Source organism: Shinella sp. M27, assembly GCF_049199905.1.
Taxonomy (GTDB): domain Bacteria; phylum Pseudomonadota; class Alphaproteobacteria; order Rhizobiales; family Rhizobiaceae; genus Shinella.
The window spans coordinates 88,850-109,642 of the sequence record NZ_JBLZPK010000060.1 but is presented as its reverse complement, the minus strand read 5'-3'; the positions used below and the strand labels follow the sequence as shown (position 1 = coordinate 109,642).

The window sequence follows — 20,793 nt, the reverse complement described above, 5'->3', positions numbered from 1 at the left end:
ATGGCGGCGACGCCCATATCGCCCGGCCGACCAATATGGCCGATATTTCCGACGAGGAATTCCAGGAGTTCTTCTTCCTGCGCGACAACCCGAAGGGCCTAATCTTCGAACGCTGGCGCCACATCCATGGCTGCGGCCGCTTCTTCAATGCGGCGCGCGATACGGTGAGCGACAAGTTCTACCTGAGCTACAAGGCCGGCGAGCCGAAGCCTGACATTCCCGGCGTGACCACCGCTACCGAGAAAACCGTCGAAACCTATGAAGCCACGGAAGGAACCGCGAAATGAGCGGTGCTAATCGCATTGCCGGTCAGGGCCGCCTGACGCCCGCCAAGACGGCGCGTTTCACCTTCGACGGAAAGACCATCGACGCGCTCGAAGGCGATACCGTCGCCTCCGCGCTGCTCGCCAATGGCGTGCATCTCGTCGGTCGTTCGTTCAAGTATCACCGCCCGCGCGGCATTCTCTCGGCCGGTCCGGAAGAGCCGAACGCGCTGATCGACGTCTCCCGCGACGCCGCCCGCCGCCAGCCGAACGTGCGCGCGCCGGTGCAGGAAGTCTTCGACGGCATGAAGGTGGAATCGCAGAACCGCTTCCCCTCGCTTGCCTTCGATATCGGCGGCATCAATAACCTGCTGTCGCCGTTCTTCGCCGCCGGTTTCTACTACAAGACCTTCATGTGGCCGAAGGCCGCCTGGGAAAAGGTCTATGAGCCCTTCATCCGCAAGGCCGCCGGTCTCGGCGTTTCGCCGACGGAAGAGGATCCGGACCATTACGCCAACCGCTACGCCCATTGCGACGTGCTGGTGGCCGGTGCCGGCGTTGCCGGTCTTTCCGCAGCGCTTGCCGCCGCTGAAGCCGGCGCCCGCGTCATCCTCGTCGATGAACAGCCGGAAGTCGGCGGTGCGCTGCACTACGACACATCGGTGAAGATCGACGGCCAGAACGGTTACGACTGGGCGCAGGCGACGGCTGCCAAGCTGAAGGCGATGGAGAACGTTACCGTTCTCACCCGCACGACGGCTTTCGGCTACTACAACCACAATTTCGTCGGCCTCGTCGAACGCGTCACCGACCACCTCACCAAGCCGGACAAGAAGCTGCCGCGCGAGCGTCTTTGGCAGGTCCGCGCCAAGCGCGTGATTATCGCGACTGGCTCGATCGAGCGCCATATGGTGTTTGCCAACAACGACCGTCCGGGCATCATGCTCGCCTCGGCCGCGCGCACCTATCTCAACCATTTCGGCGTCGCCGTCGGCCGCAAGGTCGGCGTCTATACGGCAAGCGATTCTGCCTATGAAGCAGCCTTCGACCTGAAGCGTGCCGGCGTGACCATCGCCGCCATCGTCGATAACCGCGAAAAGCCCGGCGATGCCGTGCTGACCGAAGCCCGTAAGCTCGGTATCGAGGTTCTGACCGGTCACTCGGTCATCGACACCAAGGGCAAGCTGCGCGTCTCCGCCATGTCGGTCGCCCGCAACGGTGGTGGTTCGGCCCGGTCGATCCCGGTCGATGCACTGCTGATGTCCGCCGGCTGGACGCCCTCCGTGCATCTGTTCTCGCAGTCGCGCGGCAAGGTGGCCTATGACGCCGCCTCCGGCCGCTTCCTACCGGGCACCTATGCGCAGGATTGCCTTTCGGTCGGTTCGTGCAACGGCACGGACGGCCTTCAGGCCACCATCGAGGAATCGCTGGCGGCCGGCGAACTGATGGCGCGCGCCACCGGCAATGAAGGCGGCGGCAAGGTCGAGCTTCGTGGCGAAAACGCCTTCGAATGGACCGGCGGCATGGCAGGCAGCGCGGAAGGCGCTGGCATCGACACGACCGTCAAGGCCTTCGTCGACTTCCAGAACGACGTCTGCGCCAAGGACATCCGCCTTGCCGTGCGCGAGGGCATGCACTCGATCGAGCATATCAAGCGCTTCACCACCAACGGCATGGCGACCGACCAGGGCAAGCTGTCCAATATTCACGGCCTTGCCATCGCATCCGAAGTGCTGAACCGCGAGATCCCGAAGATCGGTCTCACCACCTTCCGTGCGCCCTATACGCCGGTCACCTTCGGTGCGCTGATCAGCCATTCGCGCGGCGACCTGTTCGATCCGGCCCGCAAGACGCCCATGCATGCCTGGGAAGAAGCGCATGGCGCCGTCTTCGAAGACGTCGGCAACTGGAAGCGCGCCTGGTACTATCCGCGTTCGGGCGAGACCATGCACGATGCGGTCAATCGCGAATGCCGCACGGTGCGTAACGCCGCCGGCCTGTTCGATGCCTCGACGCTCGGCAAGATCGAAGTCGTCGGCCCCGATGCCGCCGAGTTCCTGAACCTGATGTACACCAATGCTTGGGACACGCTGAAGCCCGGCCGCTGCCGCTACGGCATCATGCTGCGCGAAGACGGTTTCGTCTATGACGACGGCGTCGTCGGTCGTCTGGCGGAAGATCGTTTCCATGTCACCACCACGACGGGCGGTGCGCCGCGCGTCATGAACCACATGGAAGACTATCTCCAGACGGAATTCTCGCATCTCAAGGTCTGGCTGACCTCGACCACCGAACAGTGGGCGGTCATCGCCGTGCAGGGTCCGAAGGCGCGCGAAATCCTCGAGCCGCTCATCGAAGGCATCGACATTTCCAACGAAGCCTTCCCGCATATGAGTGTTCGCGAAGGCAAGATCTGCGGCGTGCCGACCAGGCTCTTCCGCATGTCGTTCACCGGTGAAGCGGGCTACGAAGTCAACGTGCCCGCCGATTACGGCCAGGCGATCTGGGAAGCCATCTGGGCAAGGGCCGAACCGCTCGGTGCCTGCGCCTACGGTACCGAGACCATGCACGTGCTGCGCGCCGAAAAAGGCTACATCATCGTCGGCCAGGATACGGACGGCACGGTGACCCCGCATGATGCGAGCCTCAGCTGGGCCGTCTCCAAGAAGAAGACGGACTTCGTCGGCATCCGCGGGCTGAAGCGTCCCGATCTCGTCAAGGAAGGCCGCAAGCAGCTGGTCGGCCTTCTGACGAAGGATCCGAACGTGGTTCTGGAGGAGGGCGCGCAGATCGTCGCCGATCCGAACGAGCCGAAGCCCATGAAGATGCTCGGCCAGGTGACGTCGTCCTACTGGTCGGAAAATTGCGGCCGGTCGATCGCCATGGCGCTCGTCGCCGGTGGGCAGGCCCGTCTCGGCCAGACGCTCTATGTGCCGATGCCCGACCGCACGATCGCGGTCGAGGTCAGCGAAATGGTCTTTGTCGACAAGGAAGGAGGCCGCCTCAATGGCTGATCAAGCTCTTCGCAAGGCGCCGCTCGCCGGTCGCCATGGTGGTTCTGCCGGTGCGCGCGTCACGCCCGCCAGCCCAGCAACGCGCCTTGCGCTGCGCGCCGGCCCCGACGCCATCGGCACGCTGTCGCTGGCCTTCGGCCTGGAACTGCCGCAACGCCCGAAAACCTCGGCCTCCATCAGCGGCCGTCATGCGCTCTGGCTCGGTCCGGACGAATGGCTGCTGATCGACGAGAACGGTGCCGACCTGATGGGCATCGCCTCGGGTGTCTCGGCGCTGCACTCGGCGACCGACGTCTCCCACCGCAACACGGCGATCCTCGTCTCCGGCTCCAATGCGGCTGAAGCCATCGCGGCGGCCTGCCCGCTCGATTTGGGCATGTCGGCCTTCCCAGTCGGTGCGGCAGCCCGCACGGTTCTCGGCAAGGTCGAGATCGTGCTGCTGCGCACGGGTGAAGAGGATTACCGCGTCGAGTGCTGGCGCTCGTTCTCGTCCTATGCCTTCGGCATGCTGGTCGAAGGCGCGGAAGACGCCAGCCTCTGAGCTCAGAGAAAACGGTAGAAAAACAGGGCTGTCTCCCGCGTGCCGGGGGACAGCCCTTCGTATAGGTGCCGGTCGAAGCCGCCAAGCGTGAAGCCCTGGCGCAGATAGAAGCGGCAGGCGGCGACATTGTTCGTCTGTGTTTCCAGACGGATGCCGGACAAGGCTTTTTCGTCTGCCCACTGGACCGCCTGCTGCATCAGCCGTTGCGCCGCCCCGGTGCCGCGCCATTCGGCATCCACGGCGATATCGTCGATGACGGCGAAGCGATTCCACCCGACCGAAAGCGCCAGATAGCCGACGGGCATTTCATCACCGAGAACGACGAACAGCGCCTTGTCCTCGGCGCATAGGATCTCCGCCAGTTCCGCCGGATCGAAGCCGTAGCTCTTCGGATAGGGCTCGACCGGTCGGGCATGCGCCAGCCAGTCGCCCTGGAATGGCGGCATTGCCTCGCGTGTGACGAGGAAGGAGAAGTCGCAGGCCTCGAGGACCGTCAGGTCTTCGGCCAAAGCAGGGCGGACCTTCACACGTCCTCCGGCCGATCCTTCGGATCGAACTGGATGATGGTGATCCAGTCGGCCGTCAGCGCCGGCTTGTGCTCGTCCTCGATCTCGACGGAAACATCATAGCGGATCGTCACCATGCCGGCACCACGAAAGCGGGCTTCGGCAAGCGTGAAACGGCCGCGTACGCGTGCGCCGCTCTTCACCGGCGCCATGAAGCGCACTTTTTCGAAGCCGTAATTGATGCCCATCGTTTGCTCGATGATGCGCGGCACGCAATCGTAGTTCATTGCCGACAGCAGGGAGAGCGTCAGGAAACCATGGGCGATCGTGCCGCCGAAGGGGGTTTCGGCAGCGGCGCGCACCGGGTCGGTGTGAATGAACTGATGATCTTCCGTCGCCACGGCGAAGCGGTCGATCATGGTTTGGTCGACGCTAAACCAGCGCGACAGGCCGATTTCCGTGCCGACGAGGGCGGTGATGTCCTTCAGGTGGATGCTGTCTGGCATATGCTTTCCTGCCGCTCGATTCGGCGCCTCTTCTAAAGAGACGGTTTGTCCGGGCAATGAAGTTCAGTGCTTTTCGACAAAAATTTCGACGCTGCGGGGATGAAGCAGGCCGACGGGTGGTTGGTTGACGGAGATGAGGCTCACCCAGCCATGCCCTTCGGACGGCGGCAGAGCCAGCGCCTGCTCACCGTGCGTGCGGTTGATGGCGATTGCGAGGCGCACGCCCTGTTGCTGTTGAAGATCCGCCGTCCTGAAAAGTGCCAGCAGCGTGCCGTTGAACGGTGCCTCCCAGTCGGCGACGCTCATCGGGTGGCCGGAGAGTGTGCGCCACTCCACATCGCCGTCCTGCAGGAAGGCGGTTTCGGAAAGGGCGGGAAACCGCTTGCGGATCGCCGACAGCATGGCGGTGTGTTCGATCAGGCCGTCGTCCAGGCGGTCCCAGTGCATCCAGGTGATCGCATTGTCCTGGCAATAGGCATTGTTGTTGCCGCCCTGGCTGCGGCCACCCTCGTCGCCGGCCGTCAGCATGATGGTGCCGCGTGAGAGGAAGAGGCTGGAGATGAGGGCCTTCACATCGGCGCGGCGGGCGGAAAGCACGGCGCCGTCGGTCGTGGCACCCTCCGCACCGTTGTTCCAGGAGTGGTTCTCGTTGTGGCCGTCCCGGTTGTCCTCGCCGTTCGCGCCATTGTGCTTCACGGTGTGGGAAACGAGATCCATCAGGGTGAAGCCATCATGGGCGGCAAGGAAATTGACGCTGCGCGTCTCCTCCCCGCCGTGGCGGGAGAAGATATCGGACGAGCCGGCAAGAGCAGTGACGAAGGCTCCGAGGCGGTGGCTGTCGCCGCGCCAGAAGGTTCTGGTGTCGTCGCGGTAGCGGTCGTTCCATTCGAGGAAGGGGGCCGGAAAATTGCCGAGCTGGTAGCCGCCGGGGCCGATATCCCAGGGTTCGGCGATCAGCACGCGGTTTTTCAGCAACGGATCGGCGCAGATTTCGGACAGCAGGGCCGAGCGGGCGGAGAAGCCGTCCGCCTCGCGGCCGAGAATGGTGGCGAGGTCGAAGCGGAAACCATCGACGCCGGCATGGCGCACGAAATGGCGCAGGCTGTCGAGCACGAGCTGGCGCACGACCGGGTGTTCTCCCGCAATCGTGTTGCCGCAGCCGGTGTCGTTGATCAGCTCGCCGGGGCGATCCGGCACGTGGCGATAGTAGGTGAGATTGTCCAGGCCGCGCATGGAGAGCGTGGCGCCATGGCGGTCGCTCTCGCCGGAATGGTTGAAGACGAGATCGAGGATGACGCCGATCTTCTCGGCGCGCAAGGCCGCGACCGTGTCGGCCAGCTCCTTCATGCCGCCGGGCACGAGGCGCGGATCGAGCGCCATGAGGGCGATCGGGTTATAGCCCCAGCTGTTGGAAAGGCCGAGCGGCGGCAGGTGGCGCTCGTCGATCCAGGCGGTGATCGGCATCAGTTCGACGGCATCGACGCCGATATGTTTCAGATGGGCAAGCACGGCGGGGTGCGCCAGAGCGCCGACGGTGCCGCGCATCGCCTCGGGCACTTCCGCATGCAGCATGGTGAAACTGCGCACGGCGACCTCGTAGACGAAGCCGCCCGGGCGGAAGACTGGCGGCTCTATCGTGACGGGCCGGTCGCGCGTGACGACCGCCTTCGGCACGATATCCGCCGTCTCGATGCTGAAGACGGCGAGGCGGCCGTCATGCTGGAAGGGACGGTCCAGTTCTCTGGCGTAGGGGTCGACCAGCAGTTTTGCGGGATCGAACCACAGGCCATGGTCCGGCGAATAGATACCGTCGGCCCTGAAGCCGTAGCGCGTGCCCTCCGTGGCGCCTTCGACGAAGACGCGGTGGAAGCCGCTTTCGTCCCGCCCCATGGCGAGACGGGCGAGTTCCTTGTCGCCGTCATTGTCGAACAGGCAGAGATCGACGCGGGCGGCATCGCGGGAATAGACCGCGAATTCCACCCCGTCCCCGGAGAGCGTGGCGCCCGGTGCGAAGGAGGGGGCGGTAACGGTCATGTCAGGTGATCACCGTTGGCTGTGTGCGTCCGGTTCGCGTCTTGATGCCGGCGATTGTGTCTGCGACGGCGATGAGGTCGGCGAGCGCTTCCTGCGTGTCGATGTCGTGGCGGGCGGCGTCGGGTTCGAAGCGTTCGATATAGACGCGGAGTGTTGCGCCTGAGGTGCCGGTTCCGGAGAGGCGGAAGACGACGCGGGAGCCGCCTTTGAAGAGGATGCGGATGCCCTGGTTTTTGGAGACGGACTGGTCGACGGGATCGTTATAGGCGAAGTCGTCTGCCGTTTCGACGGTGAGCGCGCCGAAGGATTTTCCGGGCAGCGTGGCGAGCTGGTCGCGCAGGTTGGCCATGAGGCCGTTTGCGGCGTCGCTGTCGACTTCCTCGTAGTCGTGGCGGGAATAGTAGTTCCGCCCATAGGTCGCCCAATGCTGTTCGACGATGGCGAGCACGCTTTCCTTGCGCACGGCGAGGATGTTGAGCCAGAGCAGCACGGCCCAGAGGCCGTCCTTCTCGCGCACATGGTTGGAGCCGGTGCCGGCACTTTCCTCGCCGCAGATGGTGGCGAGGCCGGCATCGAGCAGGTTGCCGAAGAATTTCCAGCCGGTCGGTGTCTCATAAATGCCGATGCCGAGCTTTTCGGCCACGCGGTCGGCGGCCCCCGAGGTCGGCATGGAGCGGGCGATGCCGGCAAGGCCCGCGGCATAGCCGGGGGCGAGATGGGCGTTGGCCGCGAGCATTGCCAGGCTGTCGGAGGGTGTGACGAAGATGCCCTTGCCGATGATCAGGTTGCGGTCGCCGTCGCCGTCGGAGGCCGCACCGAAGTCGGGCGCATCCTCGGCCATCATGGTCTCGTAGAGGGCGCGGGCATGCACGAGGTTGGGGTCGGGATGGTGGCCGCCGAAGTCGGGCAGCGGCATGAAGTTGAGCACCGAGCCCTTGGCGGCGCCGAGGCGGTTTTCCAGGATTTCCTTGGCATAGGGGCCGGTTACGGCGCTCATCGCGTCGAAGACGATGCGGAAGCCGCCGGCCAGCAGCTTGCGGATGGCGTCGAAGTCGAAGAGGGTCTCCATCAGCGCGGCATAGTCGGCGACTGGATCGATGACGGTGACCGTCATGCCTTCGATCTCATGGGTGCCTTCGATGTCGAGGTTGAGATCGTCGGCATCGGCGATCCTGTAGCTGTCGATGGTCTTGGTGCGGGCGAAGATGGCATCGGTGATCTTTTCCGGTGCCGGGCCGCCATTGCCGATATTGTACTTGATGCCGAAGTCTTCCGTCGGGCCGCCGGGATTGTGGCTGGCCGAGAGCACGATGCCGCCGAAGGCCTGGTATTTTCGGATGACGTTGGAGGCGGCGGGCGTCGAGAGGATGCCGCCGCGGCCGACAAGCACGCGGCCGAAGCCGTTGGCGGCCGCCATCTTGATGGCGAGCTGGATGACCTCGCGGTTGTAGTAACGGCCGTCGCCGCCGATAACCAGCGTCTGGCCCGCAAACCCTTCCAGGCTGTCGAAGATCGACTGGATGAAGTTCTCCGCATAGTTCTTCTGCTGGAAGACGGGAACCTTCTTGCGCAGACCCGACGTGCCGGGCTTCTGGTCGCTATAGGGCGTGGTCGGGACGGTCTTGACGGTCATGGCTTACACTCGCGATAGAAGGCTGGAATAAAGGTCGGCATAGCGCGCGGCGCTGTTTTCCCAGGAAACGTCAGACTTCATGCCCTGGTTCTGGATGCGGCCCCAGATTTTCGGCTCGCTATAAGCTTTGAACACGCGGCGCAGCGCCTGGCGCAGCCCGTCGGCATTGATGGGAGTAAACTGGAAGCCGGTGGCGACGCGGGCGGAAAGGGCGGCTTCGTTGGCGTCGATGACCGTATCGGCAAGCCCGCCGGTGCGCGCGACGACGGGAATGCAGCCGTAGCGCAGGCCGTAGAGCTGGGTCAGCCCGCAGGGCTCGAAGCGTGAGGGGATGAGGATGGCGTCGCTGCCGGCCTGCATGAGATGCGACAGCGGTTCGTTATAGCCGATGACGATTCCGATGCGGCCACGGTGGCGGGATGCGGCGGCAAGCAGCGCGCCCTCCAATGCCTGATCGCCCGAACCGAGCACGGCAAGCTTGCCGCCCTGCTCGACGATCCAGTCGGCGACCTCGGCGATCAGATCGATACCCTTCTGCCATGTGAGACGGCTGATGATGCAGAAGATCGGGCCGGTGTCGTCCTCCAGGCTGAAACGCTCGGCGACGGCCTGCCGGTTGACGGAGCGCTGCTTCAGCGAGCCGGCGGCATAGGGGCGGGCGATATTGGCGTCGGTCTCCGGGTTCCACACGGCGGTGTCGATGCCGTTGACGATACCGATGAGATCGTTGGAGCGGGCGTTCATGAGGCCTTCGAGGCCCATGCCGTATTCCGCCGTCATGATCTCGTGCGCATAGGTCGGGCTGACCGTGGTGATCGACCAGGCGGTGCGAAGCCCGCCCTTGAGGTAGCCGACATCGCCGTAATATTCGAGCCCATCCATGGTGAAGGCTTCGGGCGGCAGGGCGAGCCCCGCGAAGATATCGGCGCCGAACTGGCCCTGGAAGGCGAGGTTGTGCACGGTGATGACGGTGGGAATGTGCTGCAACCCGGTATAGCGCATGTAGACGGCGGTCATCGCCGCCTGCCAGTCATGGGCGTGCACGATATCCGGCCGCCAGTCGGGCAGCAGGCCGCGAGCGATTTCGGCGCCCGCAAAGGAAAGTGCGGCGAAGCGCCGCCAGTTGTCGGTGAAATCCTTTCCCGTGGCATCCACATAGGGGCCGCCCGGCCGGTCGTAATAGGCCGGGGCGTCGAGCACGAGGATATCGAGGCCCTCATGCGTGGCGGCGAGGATGCGCGCCGGTTCGCCGAGCAGGTCGTCGAAACCGGCGACCACCTCGACCGCGCCCAGCCGCTGCATGACCGCGGGATAACCGGGCATGAGCGTGCACATGTGCATGCCATGCCCGGCAAGCGCGATCGGCAGCGCGCCGGCGACGTCGGCGAGGCCTCCCGTCTTGATGAGCGGGAATACTTCGGATGCCACCGAAAGGATGTTCATGACCCGGCTAGAGCTCCAGCTTGTCGATCATCGGTTGGGTGATGAGGCAGATGCCGTTCTCCGAGCGGCGGAAGCGGCGGGCATCGAGCTCGGGATCCTCGCCGACGACGAGGCCTTCGGGGATGACGACGCGGCTGTCGATGACGACGTTCTTGAGATTGGCATGCCGGCCGATCATGACGTTCGGCAGCACGACGGCCCCTTCCAGGCGCGAATAGGAATTCGCCCTGACGCCGGTGAACAGCATGCTGCGGTTCAGCGAGGCGCCGGAGATGATGCAGTCGCCCGAGACCAGCGAGGAGGTCGCCGATCCGCGGCGGTTCTCGTCGTCATGCACGAACTTGGCCGGCGGCTTGATCTCGGCGAAGGTCCAGATCGGCCAGGAGCTGTCGTAGATGTCGAGTTCCGGGGTGATGTGGGTCAGGTCGATATTGGCCTGCCAGTAGGCGTCGATCGTGCCGACGTCGCGCCAGTAGGCTTCGCGCTCGAAGTTCGAGCGCACGCAGGAGGAATTGAAGCGGTGGGCGACGGCTTTGCCGTTCTGCACGATATAGGGGATGATGTCCTTGCCGAAGTCGCGGCTCGACGTCGGGTCGGCGGCGTCGCGGCGCAAGAGGTCCATCAGGAACTTGGTGTGGAAGACGTAGATGCCCATGGAGGCGAGCGCGAAGTCGGGGTTGCCGGGAATGCCCGGCGGGTCGGCCGGCTTTTCCACGAAGGCGATGATCTGGTCCTTTTCGTCTACATGCATGACGCCGAAGCCGGTCGCTTCCATGCGCGGCACTTCCAGGCAGCCGATCGTGACCTGCGCGCCGGAATCGACGTGCTGCTGGAGCATCAGCTCGTAGTCCATCTTGTAAATATGGTCGCCGGCCAGGATGACCATGTATTCGACGCCGTAATCCTCGATGATGTCGATGTTCTGGTAGACGGCGTCGGCCGTGCCCTCATACCACTGCGTCTCGGAGACGCGCTGCGAGGCCGGCAGGATATCGAAGCTTTCGTTTCGTTCGGGGCGGAAGAAGTTCCAGCCACGCTGCATGTGGCGGATCAGCGAATGGGCCTTGTACTGGGTGGCGACCCCGATGCGGCGGATACCGGAGTTCAGCGCATTGGAGAGCGCGAAATCGATGATGCGGGCCTTGCCGCCGAAATGCACGGCCGGCTTGGCGCGGCGGTCGGTCAGCTCCTTGAGGCGGCTTCCCCGTCCGCCGGCCAGGACATAGGCCATCGCGTCACGGGCGAGGGGTTGAATACGCTTTTGCTCCATAGTGTCGCCTCCCAGCTCTGTTATGCATCCAGCTCGAACATTACCGTCGCCAGCGGCGGCAGGGTGATGGTGGCTGCTATTCTTCCGTTGCCGTGCTTTGTCGCCTCGACGGCGCCGCCGTTGCCCTTGCCGGAACCGCCGTAGATCTCGGCATCGGTGTTGAGTATCTCGCGCCACCTCCCCTCCGACGGCAGCGGCACGGCGTAGCCCTCGCGATAGACGGGTGTGAAGTTGGTGATGACGGCGATCGGCTTTTCGCCGGGCGCCTTGCGAAGCCAGGCGAAGACCGAGTTCTCGCGGTCGTCGGCGATCAGCCATTCGAAGCCGTCGCCCTCGCAGTCGCGGGCATGGAGTGCTGCCTTGCGGCGATAGGTGCCGTTCAAGTCACGCACCAGCCGGCGCATGCCCTCGTGCAAGGGATATTCGAGCAGGTTCCAGTCGAGCGATTTTGCTTCGTTCCATTCCTGCCACTGGGCGAACTCCTGGCCCATGAACAGGAGCTTCTTGCCGGGATAGCCCCACATGAAGCCGTAATAGGCGCGCAGGTTGGCGAACTTCTGCCAGTCGTCGCCGGCCATCTTGGCGATCAGCGAGCCCTTGCCGTGCACCACCTCGTCATGGGAGAGCGGCAAAACGAAGTTCTCCGAGAAGGCATAGATGAGGCCGAAGGTCATGTCGTTGTGGTGGAACTTGCGGTGCACGGGCTCGCGCGACAGATATTGCAGCGTGTCGTGCATGAAGCCCATGTTCCACTTGAAGCCGAAGCCCAGCCCGCCGTCATGCACGGGGGCGGAGACCTTCGGCCAGGAGGTGGATTCTTCGGCGATCGTCAGGATGCCGGGATGGGCGGCATAGACGCGGGCATTCATCTCCTGCAGGAAGCGCACGGCGGCCAGGTTCTCGTTGCCGCCATATTCGTTCGGCACCCATTCGCCGTGTTTGCGCGAATAGTCGAGATAGAGCATCGAGGCGACCGCATCGACGCGCAGCCCGTCGAGATGGAACTTCTCCGACCAGTAGAGCGCGTTGTTGATGAGGTAGGACAGGACCTCTGCGCGACCGAAATTGTAGATCGCCGTGTTCCAGTCCGGATGAAAACCCTGGCGCGGGTCTTCGTGCTCGTAGAGTGCGGTGCCGTCGAACTTGCCGAGCCCATGCGCATCGGTCGGGAAGTGGGCGGGCACCCAATCGAGAATGACGCCGATGCCGACCTTGTGGCAGCCATTGACGAAGCGGGCAAAGCCCTCCGGCTCGCCGAAGCGGGCGGTCGGCGCATAGAGGCCGGTCGTCTGGTAGCCCCAGGACGGATCGAAGGGGAACTCCGAGATCGGCAGGAATTCGATATGGGTGAAGCCCATGTCGACGCAATAGGGGATCAGCCGGTCGGCAAGCTCGTCCCAGGTGAGGAACTCGCCGGCAGCGTTGCGCTGCCAGGAGCCGGCATGGACCTCGTAGATGGAGATCGGCTGGCGGCGGGCGTCCGTGCTTGCCCAATGCTTCAGATGCGCCTCGTCCTCCCAGTCCTGCTCGATCGGCCCCGTCGTCATCGAGGCGTTGTTGGGGCGCAGTTCCGAGCGGCGGGCGAAGGGGTCGGCCTTGAGCGGCAGGACCTCGCCGTTGATGCCTACGATCTCGTATTTGTAGGCGTGGCCTTCGGTGATGCCGGGGAGAAAAATCTCCCAGATGCCGGTGTCGCGGCGAAGCCGCATGGCATTGCGCCGCCCGTCCCATTCGTTGAAATTGCCGACGACGGAGACGCGCTTGGCGTTCGGCGCCCAGACGGCGAAGTGGAAACCGTCGATGCCGTCGAGCGTCATCGGATGGGCGCCGAGCTTGTCGAAGAGCCTGAGATGCGAGCCTTCGCGGATATAGTAGTCGTCCATCGGCCCGAGAACCGGACCGAAACTGTAGGGATCTATGACAACCCATTCGCCGCCGTCATTGCGGGCGCGGTAGCGGATCGGCTGGAGTTTCTTCACCGCAATCTCGCCGGCAAAGATGCCCGCCGGATCGACCTGTGTAAGGGCACCGATCACCTTGCCCGACAGCGTTTCTGCCGTCACTTCGGCAGCGCCCGGCAGGAAGCAGCGGGCGACGTAGGTATCGCCCACCGCGTGGACGCCGAGCACTGCGAACGGGTCCCAGTGCCGGCTTTCCAATATCGCGTCGATGTCCGCTTTCGCCAGGAGCTCTGACGGTCGTTCCGTCGTGCCTTTGTTCGGCGGTGCGGTCATCAGGCTCTCCAGATTTCCTTGGCGTATTGGCGAATGGTGCGGTCGGAGGAGAACCAACCCATGCGGGCTGTGTTCCGTATCGTCTTCGAAAACCAGGCAGTTTTGTCCGCCCAGATGCCGTCGACCTGGCGCTGGGCCTTGGCATAGGCGTCGAAATCGGCCGCCACCATGAACCAGTCGTGATTGTAGATGCCGTCGACGAGACCGGTGAACCGGTTGCGGTCATCGGGCGAAAACACGCCGGAGGAGATCGCGGCGAGCGCCTGCGACAATTCCTTCGACTGCTCGATGATGGCACGCGGATTGTGTCCTTCGGCCCGGACCTTCGCCACTTCCTCGGCGGTCATGCCGAAGATCACGATGTTTTCCTCGCCGACATGGTCGCGCATCTCGACATTGGCGCCGTCGAGCGTACCGATCGTCAGCGCACCGTTCAGCGCGAACTTCATGTTGCCGGTGCCCGAGGCTTCCATGCCGGCGGTGGAAATCTGCTCGGAGAGGTCGGCGGCGGGAACCATGATCTCGGCCAGCGAGACATTGTAGTTCGGCACGAAGACGACCTTGAGCAGGCCGCGAACGGAGGGGTCGTTATTGATCACCCGCGCCACGTCGTTGGCGAGCTTGATGATCAGCTTAGCATTGTGATAGCTCGGCGCCGCCTTGCCGGCGAAGAGTTTCACACGCGGCGCCCAGTCCAGTTCGGGATGTGAGCGGATCTGGTCATAAAGTGCCACAGCCTCGATGATGTTGAGCAACTGGCGCTTATATTCGTGGATGCGCTTGATCTGGATGTCGAACATCGCCGCGGGGTCGATGCGCACGCCCATGCGGCTGCCGACAAGATTGGCGAGGCGGTTCTTGTTCTCGCGCTTGATCGTGGCAAAACGTGCCTGGAAATCCGTGTTGTCGGCAAAGGCGTCGAGCGCCTTCAGCGCCTCGGCATCGTCCATGAAGCCTTCGCCGATCGCATCGCGGATCAGGTTGAACAGGCCCGGATTGCACTGCATCAGCCAGCGCCGCGGCGTGATGCCGTTCGTCTTGTTGTTGATACGGTCGGGATAGAGCTTGTGCAGGTCGGCGAACACCGTTTCCTTCATCAGCTCGGTGTGCAGCGCCGACACGCCATTGGTCGAATGGGAGCCGACGAAGGCGAGGTTGCCCATGCGCACCCGGCGCTCGCCCGATTCTTCGATCAGCGAGATATTGCGGATGCGCTGGTCCTCGAAACCCTTGTCCTTACGCGCCTCGACGAGGATTTTGGCGTTGATCGCGTAGACGATCTGCATATGGCGGGGCAGCAGCCGCTCGAACAGCGGCACTGGCCAGCTTTCCAGCGCCTCGGGAAGAAGCGTGTGGTTGGTATAGGAGAAGGTGCGGCGGCCGATATCCCAGGCCACGTCAAAATCGAGCCCGTGCACATCCGTCAGCAGGCGCACGAGTTCGGCGACCGAGACCGCGGGATGCGTGTCGTTGAGCTGGATAGCGACGGCATCCGGCAGGGATGTGAAATCCGGATATTGCTGGAGGTGGCGGCGCAGGATGTCCTGCAGCGAGGCGGAGCAGAAGAAGAATTCCTGGCGCAGGCGCAGCTCCTGGCCGGCCGGCGTCGCATCAGCCGGGTAGAGAACGCGCGTCAGGCTTTCCGCCCGGTTGCTCTCCTTCAGCGCGCCGATATGATCGCCGGCATTGAAGGCTTCGAGCAGGATCGGGTCGATCGGGTTTGCCGCCCACAGGCGCAGCGTGTTGACGCGCTTGGCCCGCCAGCCGACGGCCGGCGTGTCATAGGCTGTCGCGATGACGCGCTCGGCCGGCTTCCAGACGAAGCGCTGCTTGTCCTCGCCGATATTGATGGTCTCGACGCCGCCGCCGAAACCGATCTCGTAGGAGCTTTCGCGGCGCTCGAATTCCCAGGGATTGCCGTGGGCGAGCCAGGTTTCCGGCAGCTCGACCTGCCAGCCGTCCGCCATCTGCTGGCGGAAGAGGCCGTGCACATAGCGGATGCCGTAGCCATAGGCCGGCACGTCGACGGTCGCCATCGATTCCATGAAACAGGCGGCAAGACGGCCGAGACCGCCGTTGCCCAGCGCCGCATCCGGCTCTAGCTCGGCGATGACGTCGATATCGACGCCATGCATGGCGAGCGCCTGGCGCATTTCTTCCATGATGCCGGTATTGGTCATGGCATCGCGCATCAGGCGGCCGATGAGGAACTCGAGCGATAGATAATACACGCGCTTGGCACCCGTCGCGTAGGTGCGCCGGGTCGAATCCATCCATTTGTCGGTGATGCGGTCGCGCGCAACCAGGATCGCGGCCGTCAGCCAGTCATGCGGCTTGGCGACTTTCGGGTCCTTGCCGATGCGGTATTTGAGGCGTTCGAGCAGCTCCGTCGCGAGCTGTTCGACATCTGAGGATCGTAGAGCGGGCGCGAGATCGTTGTTGGTAACCCGGTTCATCATCGGTGACCTTTGCTCCCTCGCATTCAATGCGTTCGTTCATCCGAAATCGCGTTTAAATCAATTTATGCATCTATCCGAAGCGCTTGCAATATACCTTTTCAAGAAACGCCCCATGCATTTTCGACATGTCTGAAACACGGCGAAAATGCTAAAAAAACCCGCTGCGGGACTGCAGCGGGTTTCGATTTTCGGGGATGTAGACCGAATTATTTCGTCAGGCGGGAGACCACGGCGGAGGTGCGCTCGCCGATCACCTTGAAGGCGGCGACGAGGGCGGCCATGTTTGTGGCTTCAAAGTAGTGCGAGCTGTCGGTCGCGCAGGTCTTCAGAAGGTTCTGGCCGGCGGTCGGTGCCATGAAGGCTACGGTGTAAATCTCCATGCCGTCTTTCTTCGCGCTTGCGCAGGTCGCCAAGGTGCTGGTGTCGTCGCTCGAGTAGTTGTTCGCGCCATCCGTCATGAAAACGATGTATTTCGTCGGCACCTGCCCATTCTTGGTCTTGTGCGCGGTGTTTTCCGTGGTTGCCTTCAGCTTGTCATAGGCGGTTTTTATCGAAGCGCCCGAAGCGGTACCCCCGTCGGCGACCAGCTTGTTGACATAGGCGAGCGAGGCTGTGGATCCCCACGCGAGTTCGCTCGGCGTGTAGCTTGCGAGATCATAGGAGATGGCCCCGGTCCGTACGAAGGTATTGGTTGGATCGGCGAGCGTGAACTGCGTGAACAGGCTCGCGACGGCGAGTTTCAAGGCCGCCATCTTCGAGACGTAGCAGGGGCTGGTCGGCTTGGTTTTGCTGTTGCCCCAGTTGGATTCCGTCCAGTTGATGCAGGAATTGACGAGCTTGTCCTTTTCGTTGGTGATCCAGGCCATCGAGCCGGACTTGTCGAGCACGAGGAACATCGAAAGGGCATTTTTCGATTCCGTCGCGCTTTCGGCGGTGCTCTTGGCATTCATGACAGTCGAAGTCTGGCCAAGCAGTCGGGTAAAGGCGTTGAACTTGACGGTATACTTCGTCGAGATGTCGACCTTGTAGGACTTGCCGTTGCCGAGCATCGCCGTTTCCGTGATGGTGATGTCGGTGCCGGTTGCGAATTCCGGATCGTTATCATCATCGGACTGCCCGGCCTGGTGCTCTTCGTCGGTGGCGACCCCGCCGTTCATCTGCGTCTTGAGAAACTGCATGGCAAGGAGCTTTGCTTCCGCCTTGCTCTTGCTGTCGTTTGCCAGTGCGGAGGCTGCGGCAAGGGCCGCGGAATCGGCCGCGTCCTGCAGGGTCGTCCGCGTCATCACCATCTTGGTGAGGTCGATCGCCACGCCGCCGGCCGCCAGGATGAGCGGGCAGACAATGGCTGTCATCATCGCGAAATTGCCGCCGCGGTCGCCGAGGAGCCGCGCGATCATCGTCCGTTTTCCAGTCTTCTTCGTCATGAGACTTTACCCACCATTGTCATAATGTGGGCTGAAGTTAACAACGAAATGTTATTTAACGGTTCGGGGCCGTGGTATAGTTTTCGTAAAATTTTATAGGCCTTGAATTTCCGGGTTTTCCCGCTGTTTCCAATCGGGATTAGGCGGTCTGCCGTACCGGAATAACATCGACCGCCTGGCTCGTTTTGTGCTGCCCGTATCCTTTCAGGACACCGATGACGGGGGCGACATCCGCATAATCTCGGCCATAGGCGACGACGATATGATCGGTGCCGGCGGGGATGTCGTTGGTCGGGTCGAGTTCCATCCAGCCGTTCACCCGGCCGCACCAATAGCGCACCCATGCATGCATGGCGTCCGCCCCCTCCAGGCGCTCCTTGCCAGGCGGCGGGATGGTGCGCAGGAAGCCGCTGACATAGCCGGCGGGAATGCCGAGGCTGCGCAGCGCCACGATCATCACATGGGAAAAATCCTGGCAGACGCCGCGCTTCAGCTTGAAGGCCTCGCGCGGGGTCGTGTCGACATTCGTCGCCTTTGGATCGTAGGTGAAGTCCTTGTGGATGCGCGCGCAGATCGCCGTTGCGATGGCGCGGATTGTCATGCCGGGCTTGGCTATCGCGCGGGCGTATTCGGCGATCTCGGGGCAATCCCTCAGCCTCGGGCTCGGACCTGTATAGTGGTGCGGCGAGCCGGCATCGAGCGACCAGTAGCCGGCGATATCCTCTGGCAGATCCTCGACACCGGGCGAAAAATCGGCGGCCGGCTCCGGCACATCGACATGCACGCGCGCCTGCATGCGGATATCCAGCCGCTCGTGGGCATTGCGGAAGAGGATGGCGCTCATCGGGTTTTCGAAGAAGTCGTTGTGATCGACCCGCTCGCCCGGACCGGGTGTTACGCCCACCGTGCCGGCGACGAGCCGCTGGCGGCCGCCGATCGAGAGCGGCAGGACCCGCACGATGTGTCGACCGCCGGAAACCGGCGTGTCGTAGAGGTAGCTGATATGAAGGTTGACGTCGTAGAGCATGGTTTTCGGCGCCTCCCTTTCGCTCAGCTCAGATAGGTTTGCGCGAGGATGTCCGACAGCTTTTCGAGTTCCGCCTCGAAACGCTGATAGACGGCATCCGTCATCGTTTCCGGCGTCATCACCGCGAGCCCCGCATGCAGGCGCATTGCCTCGCGGTAGAATGGCGACATCTGGCCGTTGGAATAGGCGTTCGGCAGCTGCTCGACCTCGTTCTTGATCTCATTCAGCTGGTAGAGGATCGAGCGCGGATTCAGCGGATCGAGCGCCAGCAGATCGGTGACGGTGAGGCGTGCGGTCGCCACATTGTAGCGGCGGCGGTGGGTCATCACGCTGTCGCCGATCTCCAGCAGCATGTCGAGTGCGCCGTCGGGTGCATCCTCGCCGGACATATGGCCGAGCAGGCGCGTCATATGCAGGCCGCGTTCGAGATAGCGGCCGATGGAGAGGAAGCGCCAGCCGGTGAAGCGGTACATGTTTTCATGCACGAGCCCGGCAAAGCCGGCGAGCTTGCGCAGGAGCACGGTCATGGCGCGCGTCGCGTCGTCGCCGGGTTCTATGCTGACGTGGAAGCGCCGTGCGGTCTTCGCCAGGTCGTTCAGCGCCAGCCAGCCGTCCGGCGAGAAACGGTCGCGGATGTTGCTGGCGGAGAAGACCGCGCTGTCGATGCTGCGGATGAGGGTCGACGGCACGGCTTCCGACGTGTCGATGTCGAGCGCGTCGAGATAGTCGCTGACATCCTTCAGCAGCGGCTGCTCCGGATTGGCATATTCGGCGTAGCGGCCGTGCCATGCACGCAGGATGCGCAGCGCGCCTTCCGCCCGCTCGATATAGCGGCCGAGCCAAAACAGATTGTCGGCGGCGCGGCTCGGCAGGCTGCCGGGCATATTGCGGGTGAAGACTTCTTCCGCCGGCAGGAGCGAGGTGCGCTCGACCGGTTTCTGGCTGACGATCCAGACGTCCGCCGCCGAGCCGCCTTCCTGCATGGCGATGGCCGAGACATTGTCGCCGGCGCCGATGCGGGCGAAGCCGCCGGGCATGATCTGCCAGCCGTCGCGCGTGCGGGCGGCGAAGACGCGCAGCGACATCGGCCGCGGCACGAGCTTGCCGTCGACGAAGGCAGGCGTGGTGGAGAGCGTTACCGCCTCCTGGCCGACCAGCTTGGTGCCGTCGCTTTCCAGCCATTCGGCGATCGAGTGTTTTGCCGTGTCGCGCAGCGTCGAGCCCAGCACGGACTGTTCGTTGTCGTCGAAGAAGGGGCGCGTCGAATAGGCCGGGCCGATGACCATGCGCTCGATATTGGCCGCGACGTGCGCGCGCTCCTCCTTCTGGCCGCACCACCAGGTGGCGATCGAGGGGAGGCGCTGTTCCTCGCCGAGCAGTTGCCGGCAGATATTCGGCAGGAAGGCGAGCATGGCGCGCGTCTCGACGATACCGGCGCCAAGCGCATTGACGAAGGTGACGGAACCGGAGCGCAGGGCCTCGACCATGCCGGGTGTACCGATATGGGAGTTCTGGTTGAGTTCCAGCGGATCGGCGAAGGCGGCATCGAGGCGGCGCCACAGCACGCCCACGGGTTTCAGGCCTGCGACCGTGCGCACCATGACCTTGCCGCCGACCACCGTCAGGTCTTCGCCCTCCAGCAGCATGAAGCCGAGATAGCGCGCGATATAGGCGTGTTCGAAATAGGTTTCGTTGGCAAGGCCAGGTGTGAGAACGGCGATGCGGTCTTCCGCCGATTTTTCGGCCTGCAACGTGTTGCGGAAGGCGCCGAAGAAGCCGGCGAGGCGGTGCGCGTGGGTCTCGGCATAGACATCGGAGAAGGCGCGTGTCGTCGCGACGCGATTTTCCAGCGCGAAGCCGGCGCCCGACGGGGCCTGCGTGCGGTCGGACAGCACCCACCAGTTGCCGTCGGGGCCGCGGCCGATCTCGAAGGAAACGAAATGCAGGAAATGCCGGCCGTGCGGCTGTACGCCGACGAGGGGGCGCAGGAATTCGCTATTGGACGCGACGAGGGCGGGCGGCAGCAGGCCGTTCGCGACCAGTTCGTTCTTGCCGTAGATATCGGCGACGACGGCTTCCAGCAGTTCGGCACGCTGAACGAGGCCGCGCGACAGATCTTCCCATTCGGTTTCGTCGATGAGCACGGGAATGTGGGAAAGCGGCCAGGCGCGATCGGTGGCGGCCTCCTTGCCATAGGCGCGATAGAAGACGCCGGCATCGCGCAGATACCGGTCGGCGCGGGCGAAGCGGCCTGCAAGGTCCGCCTCGTCCATGCGTTCGAGCGCTGAAAGGAAGTGCCGCCACACCGGGCGCACCTTGCCCTGCGTGTCGACCATCTCGTCGGCGACATCAGGAAGCGGTGCATAGGCGCGGGCAGGCGCTTCCACCGTCTCGGCCTCGATCTGCTCTGCCTCCACGCTCGTGGTCTTCAATCACTGT

General features: G+C 63.7%; 14 protein-coding genes. 3 read left to right on the top strand and 11 right to left on the bottom strand.

Annotated features, from left to right (window positions below):
• The 3 genes from ACOZK4_RS22540 to ACOZK4_RS22530 form a co-directional block, all read left to right on the top strand.
• Positions 1–287: sarcosine oxidase subunit delta (locus tag ACOZK4_RS22540; protein WP_421593921.1), on the top strand; the 287-nt coding region annotated here is incomplete at its 5' end.
• Positions 284–3,277, top strand: coding sequence for a sarcosine oxidase subunit alpha (locus ACOZK4_RS22535; protein WP_421593919.1), 2,994 nt, complete (start codon positions 284–286; stop codon positions 3,275–3,277). The genes ACOZK4_RS22540 and ACOZK4_RS22535, both read left to right, overlap by 4 nt.
• Positions 3,270–3,818: a sarcosine oxidase subunit gamma gene (locus tag ACOZK4_RS22530; protein WP_421593918.1), complete on the top strand. Its 549-nt coding sequence runs from the start codon at positions 3,270–3,272 to the stop codon at positions 3,816–3,818. The genes ACOZK4_RS22535 and ACOZK4_RS22530 overlap by 8 nt, the downstream gene beginning before the upstream one ends.
• A 2-nt stretch (positions 3,819–3,820) precedes the next feature.
• On the opposite strand, the gene ACOZK4_RS22525 is transcribed toward ACOZK4_RS22530, so the two are convergent.
• The 11 genes from ACOZK4_RS22525 to ACOZK4_RS22475 all read right to left on the bottom strand — a co-directional run bounded on the left by ACOZK4_RS22525 (position 3,821) and on the right by ACOZK4_RS22475 (position 20,786).
• Positions 3,821–4,345, bottom strand: coding sequence for a GNAT family N-acetyltransferase (locus ACOZK4_RS22525; RefSeq protein WP_421593916.1), 525 nt, complete (start codon positions 4,343–4,345; stop codon positions 3,821–3,823).
• Complete coding sequence (locus ACOZK4_RS22520) at positions 4,342–4,830, bottom strand: MaoC family dehydratase (protein ID WP_421593914.1); 489 nt, start codon at positions 4,828–4,830, stop codon at positions 4,342–4,344. The genes ACOZK4_RS22525 and ACOZK4_RS22520 overlap by 4 nt, the downstream gene beginning before the upstream one ends.
• Before the next feature lie 63 nt (positions 4,831–4,893).
• Positions 4,894–6,864, bottom strand: coding sequence for a glycogen debranching protein GlgX (glgX, locus tag ACOZK4_RS22515; protein WP_421593912.1), 1,971 nt, complete (start codon positions 6,862–6,864; stop codon positions 4,894–4,896).
• Between the two features lies 1 nt (position 6,865).
• On the bottom strand, positions 6,866–8,497 hold the full coding sequence (locus ACOZK4_RS22510; protein WP_421593910.1) for an alpha-D-glucose phosphate-specific phosphoglucomutase: 1,632 nt from the start codon (positions 8,495–8,497) through the stop codon (positions 6,866–6,868).
• A gap of 3 nt (positions 8,498–8,500) precedes the next feature.
• The gene (gene glgA, locus ACOZK4_RS22505) at positions 8,501–9,940 is read right to left on the bottom strand and encodes a glycogen synthase GlgA (protein ID WP_421593908.1); all 1,440 of its coding nucleotides are present in this window, start codon (positions 9,938–9,940) and stop codon (positions 8,501–8,503) included.
• 7 nt (positions 9,941–9,947) lie between these two features.
• Positions 9,948–11,210: a glucose-1-phosphate adenylyltransferase gene (glgC, locus tag ACOZK4_RS22500; protein WP_313521832.1), complete on the bottom strand. Its 1,263-nt coding sequence runs from the start codon at positions 11,208–11,210 to the stop codon at positions 9,948–9,950.
• 20 nt (positions 11,211–11,230) lie between these two features.
• Positions 11,231–13,444: a 1,4-alpha-glucan branching protein GlgB gene (gene glgB, locus ACOZK4_RS22495; protein ID WP_421593906.1), complete on the bottom strand. Its 2,214-nt coding sequence runs from the start codon at positions 13,442–13,444 to the stop codon at positions 11,231–11,233.
• Complete coding sequence (locus ACOZK4_RS22490; RefSeq protein WP_409530303.1) at positions 13,444–15,903, bottom strand: glycogen/starch/alpha-glucan phosphorylase; 2,460 nt, start codon at positions 15,901–15,903, stop codon at positions 13,444–13,446. The genes glgB and ACOZK4_RS22490 overlap by 1 nt, the downstream gene beginning before the upstream one ends.
• 206 nt (positions 15,904–16,109) lie before the next feature.
• Positions 16,110–17,327, bottom strand: coding sequence for a TadE/TadG family type IV pilus assembly protein (locus ACOZK4_RS22485; RefSeq protein ID WP_313521836.1), 1,218 nt, complete (start codon positions 17,325–17,327; stop codon positions 16,110–16,112).
• A 139-nt stretch (positions 17,328–17,466) separates the two neighbouring features.
• Positions 17,467–18,354 carry a transglutaminase family protein gene (locus ACOZK4_RS22480; RefSeq protein ID WP_421593904.1) on the bottom strand — a complete coding sequence of 296 codons (888 nt, stop codon included), beginning with the start codon at positions 18,352–18,354 and terminating at the stop codon, positions 17,467–17,469.
• Positions 18,355–18,377: 23 nt separating this feature from the next.
• The gene (locus tag ACOZK4_RS22475; protein WP_421593900.1) at positions 18,378–20,786 is read right to left on the bottom strand and encodes a circularly permuted type 2 ATP-grasp protein; all 2,409 of its coding nucleotides are present in this window, start codon (positions 20,784–20,786) and stop codon (positions 18,378–18,380) included.
• Positions 20,787–20,793: the final 7 nt, after the last annotated feature.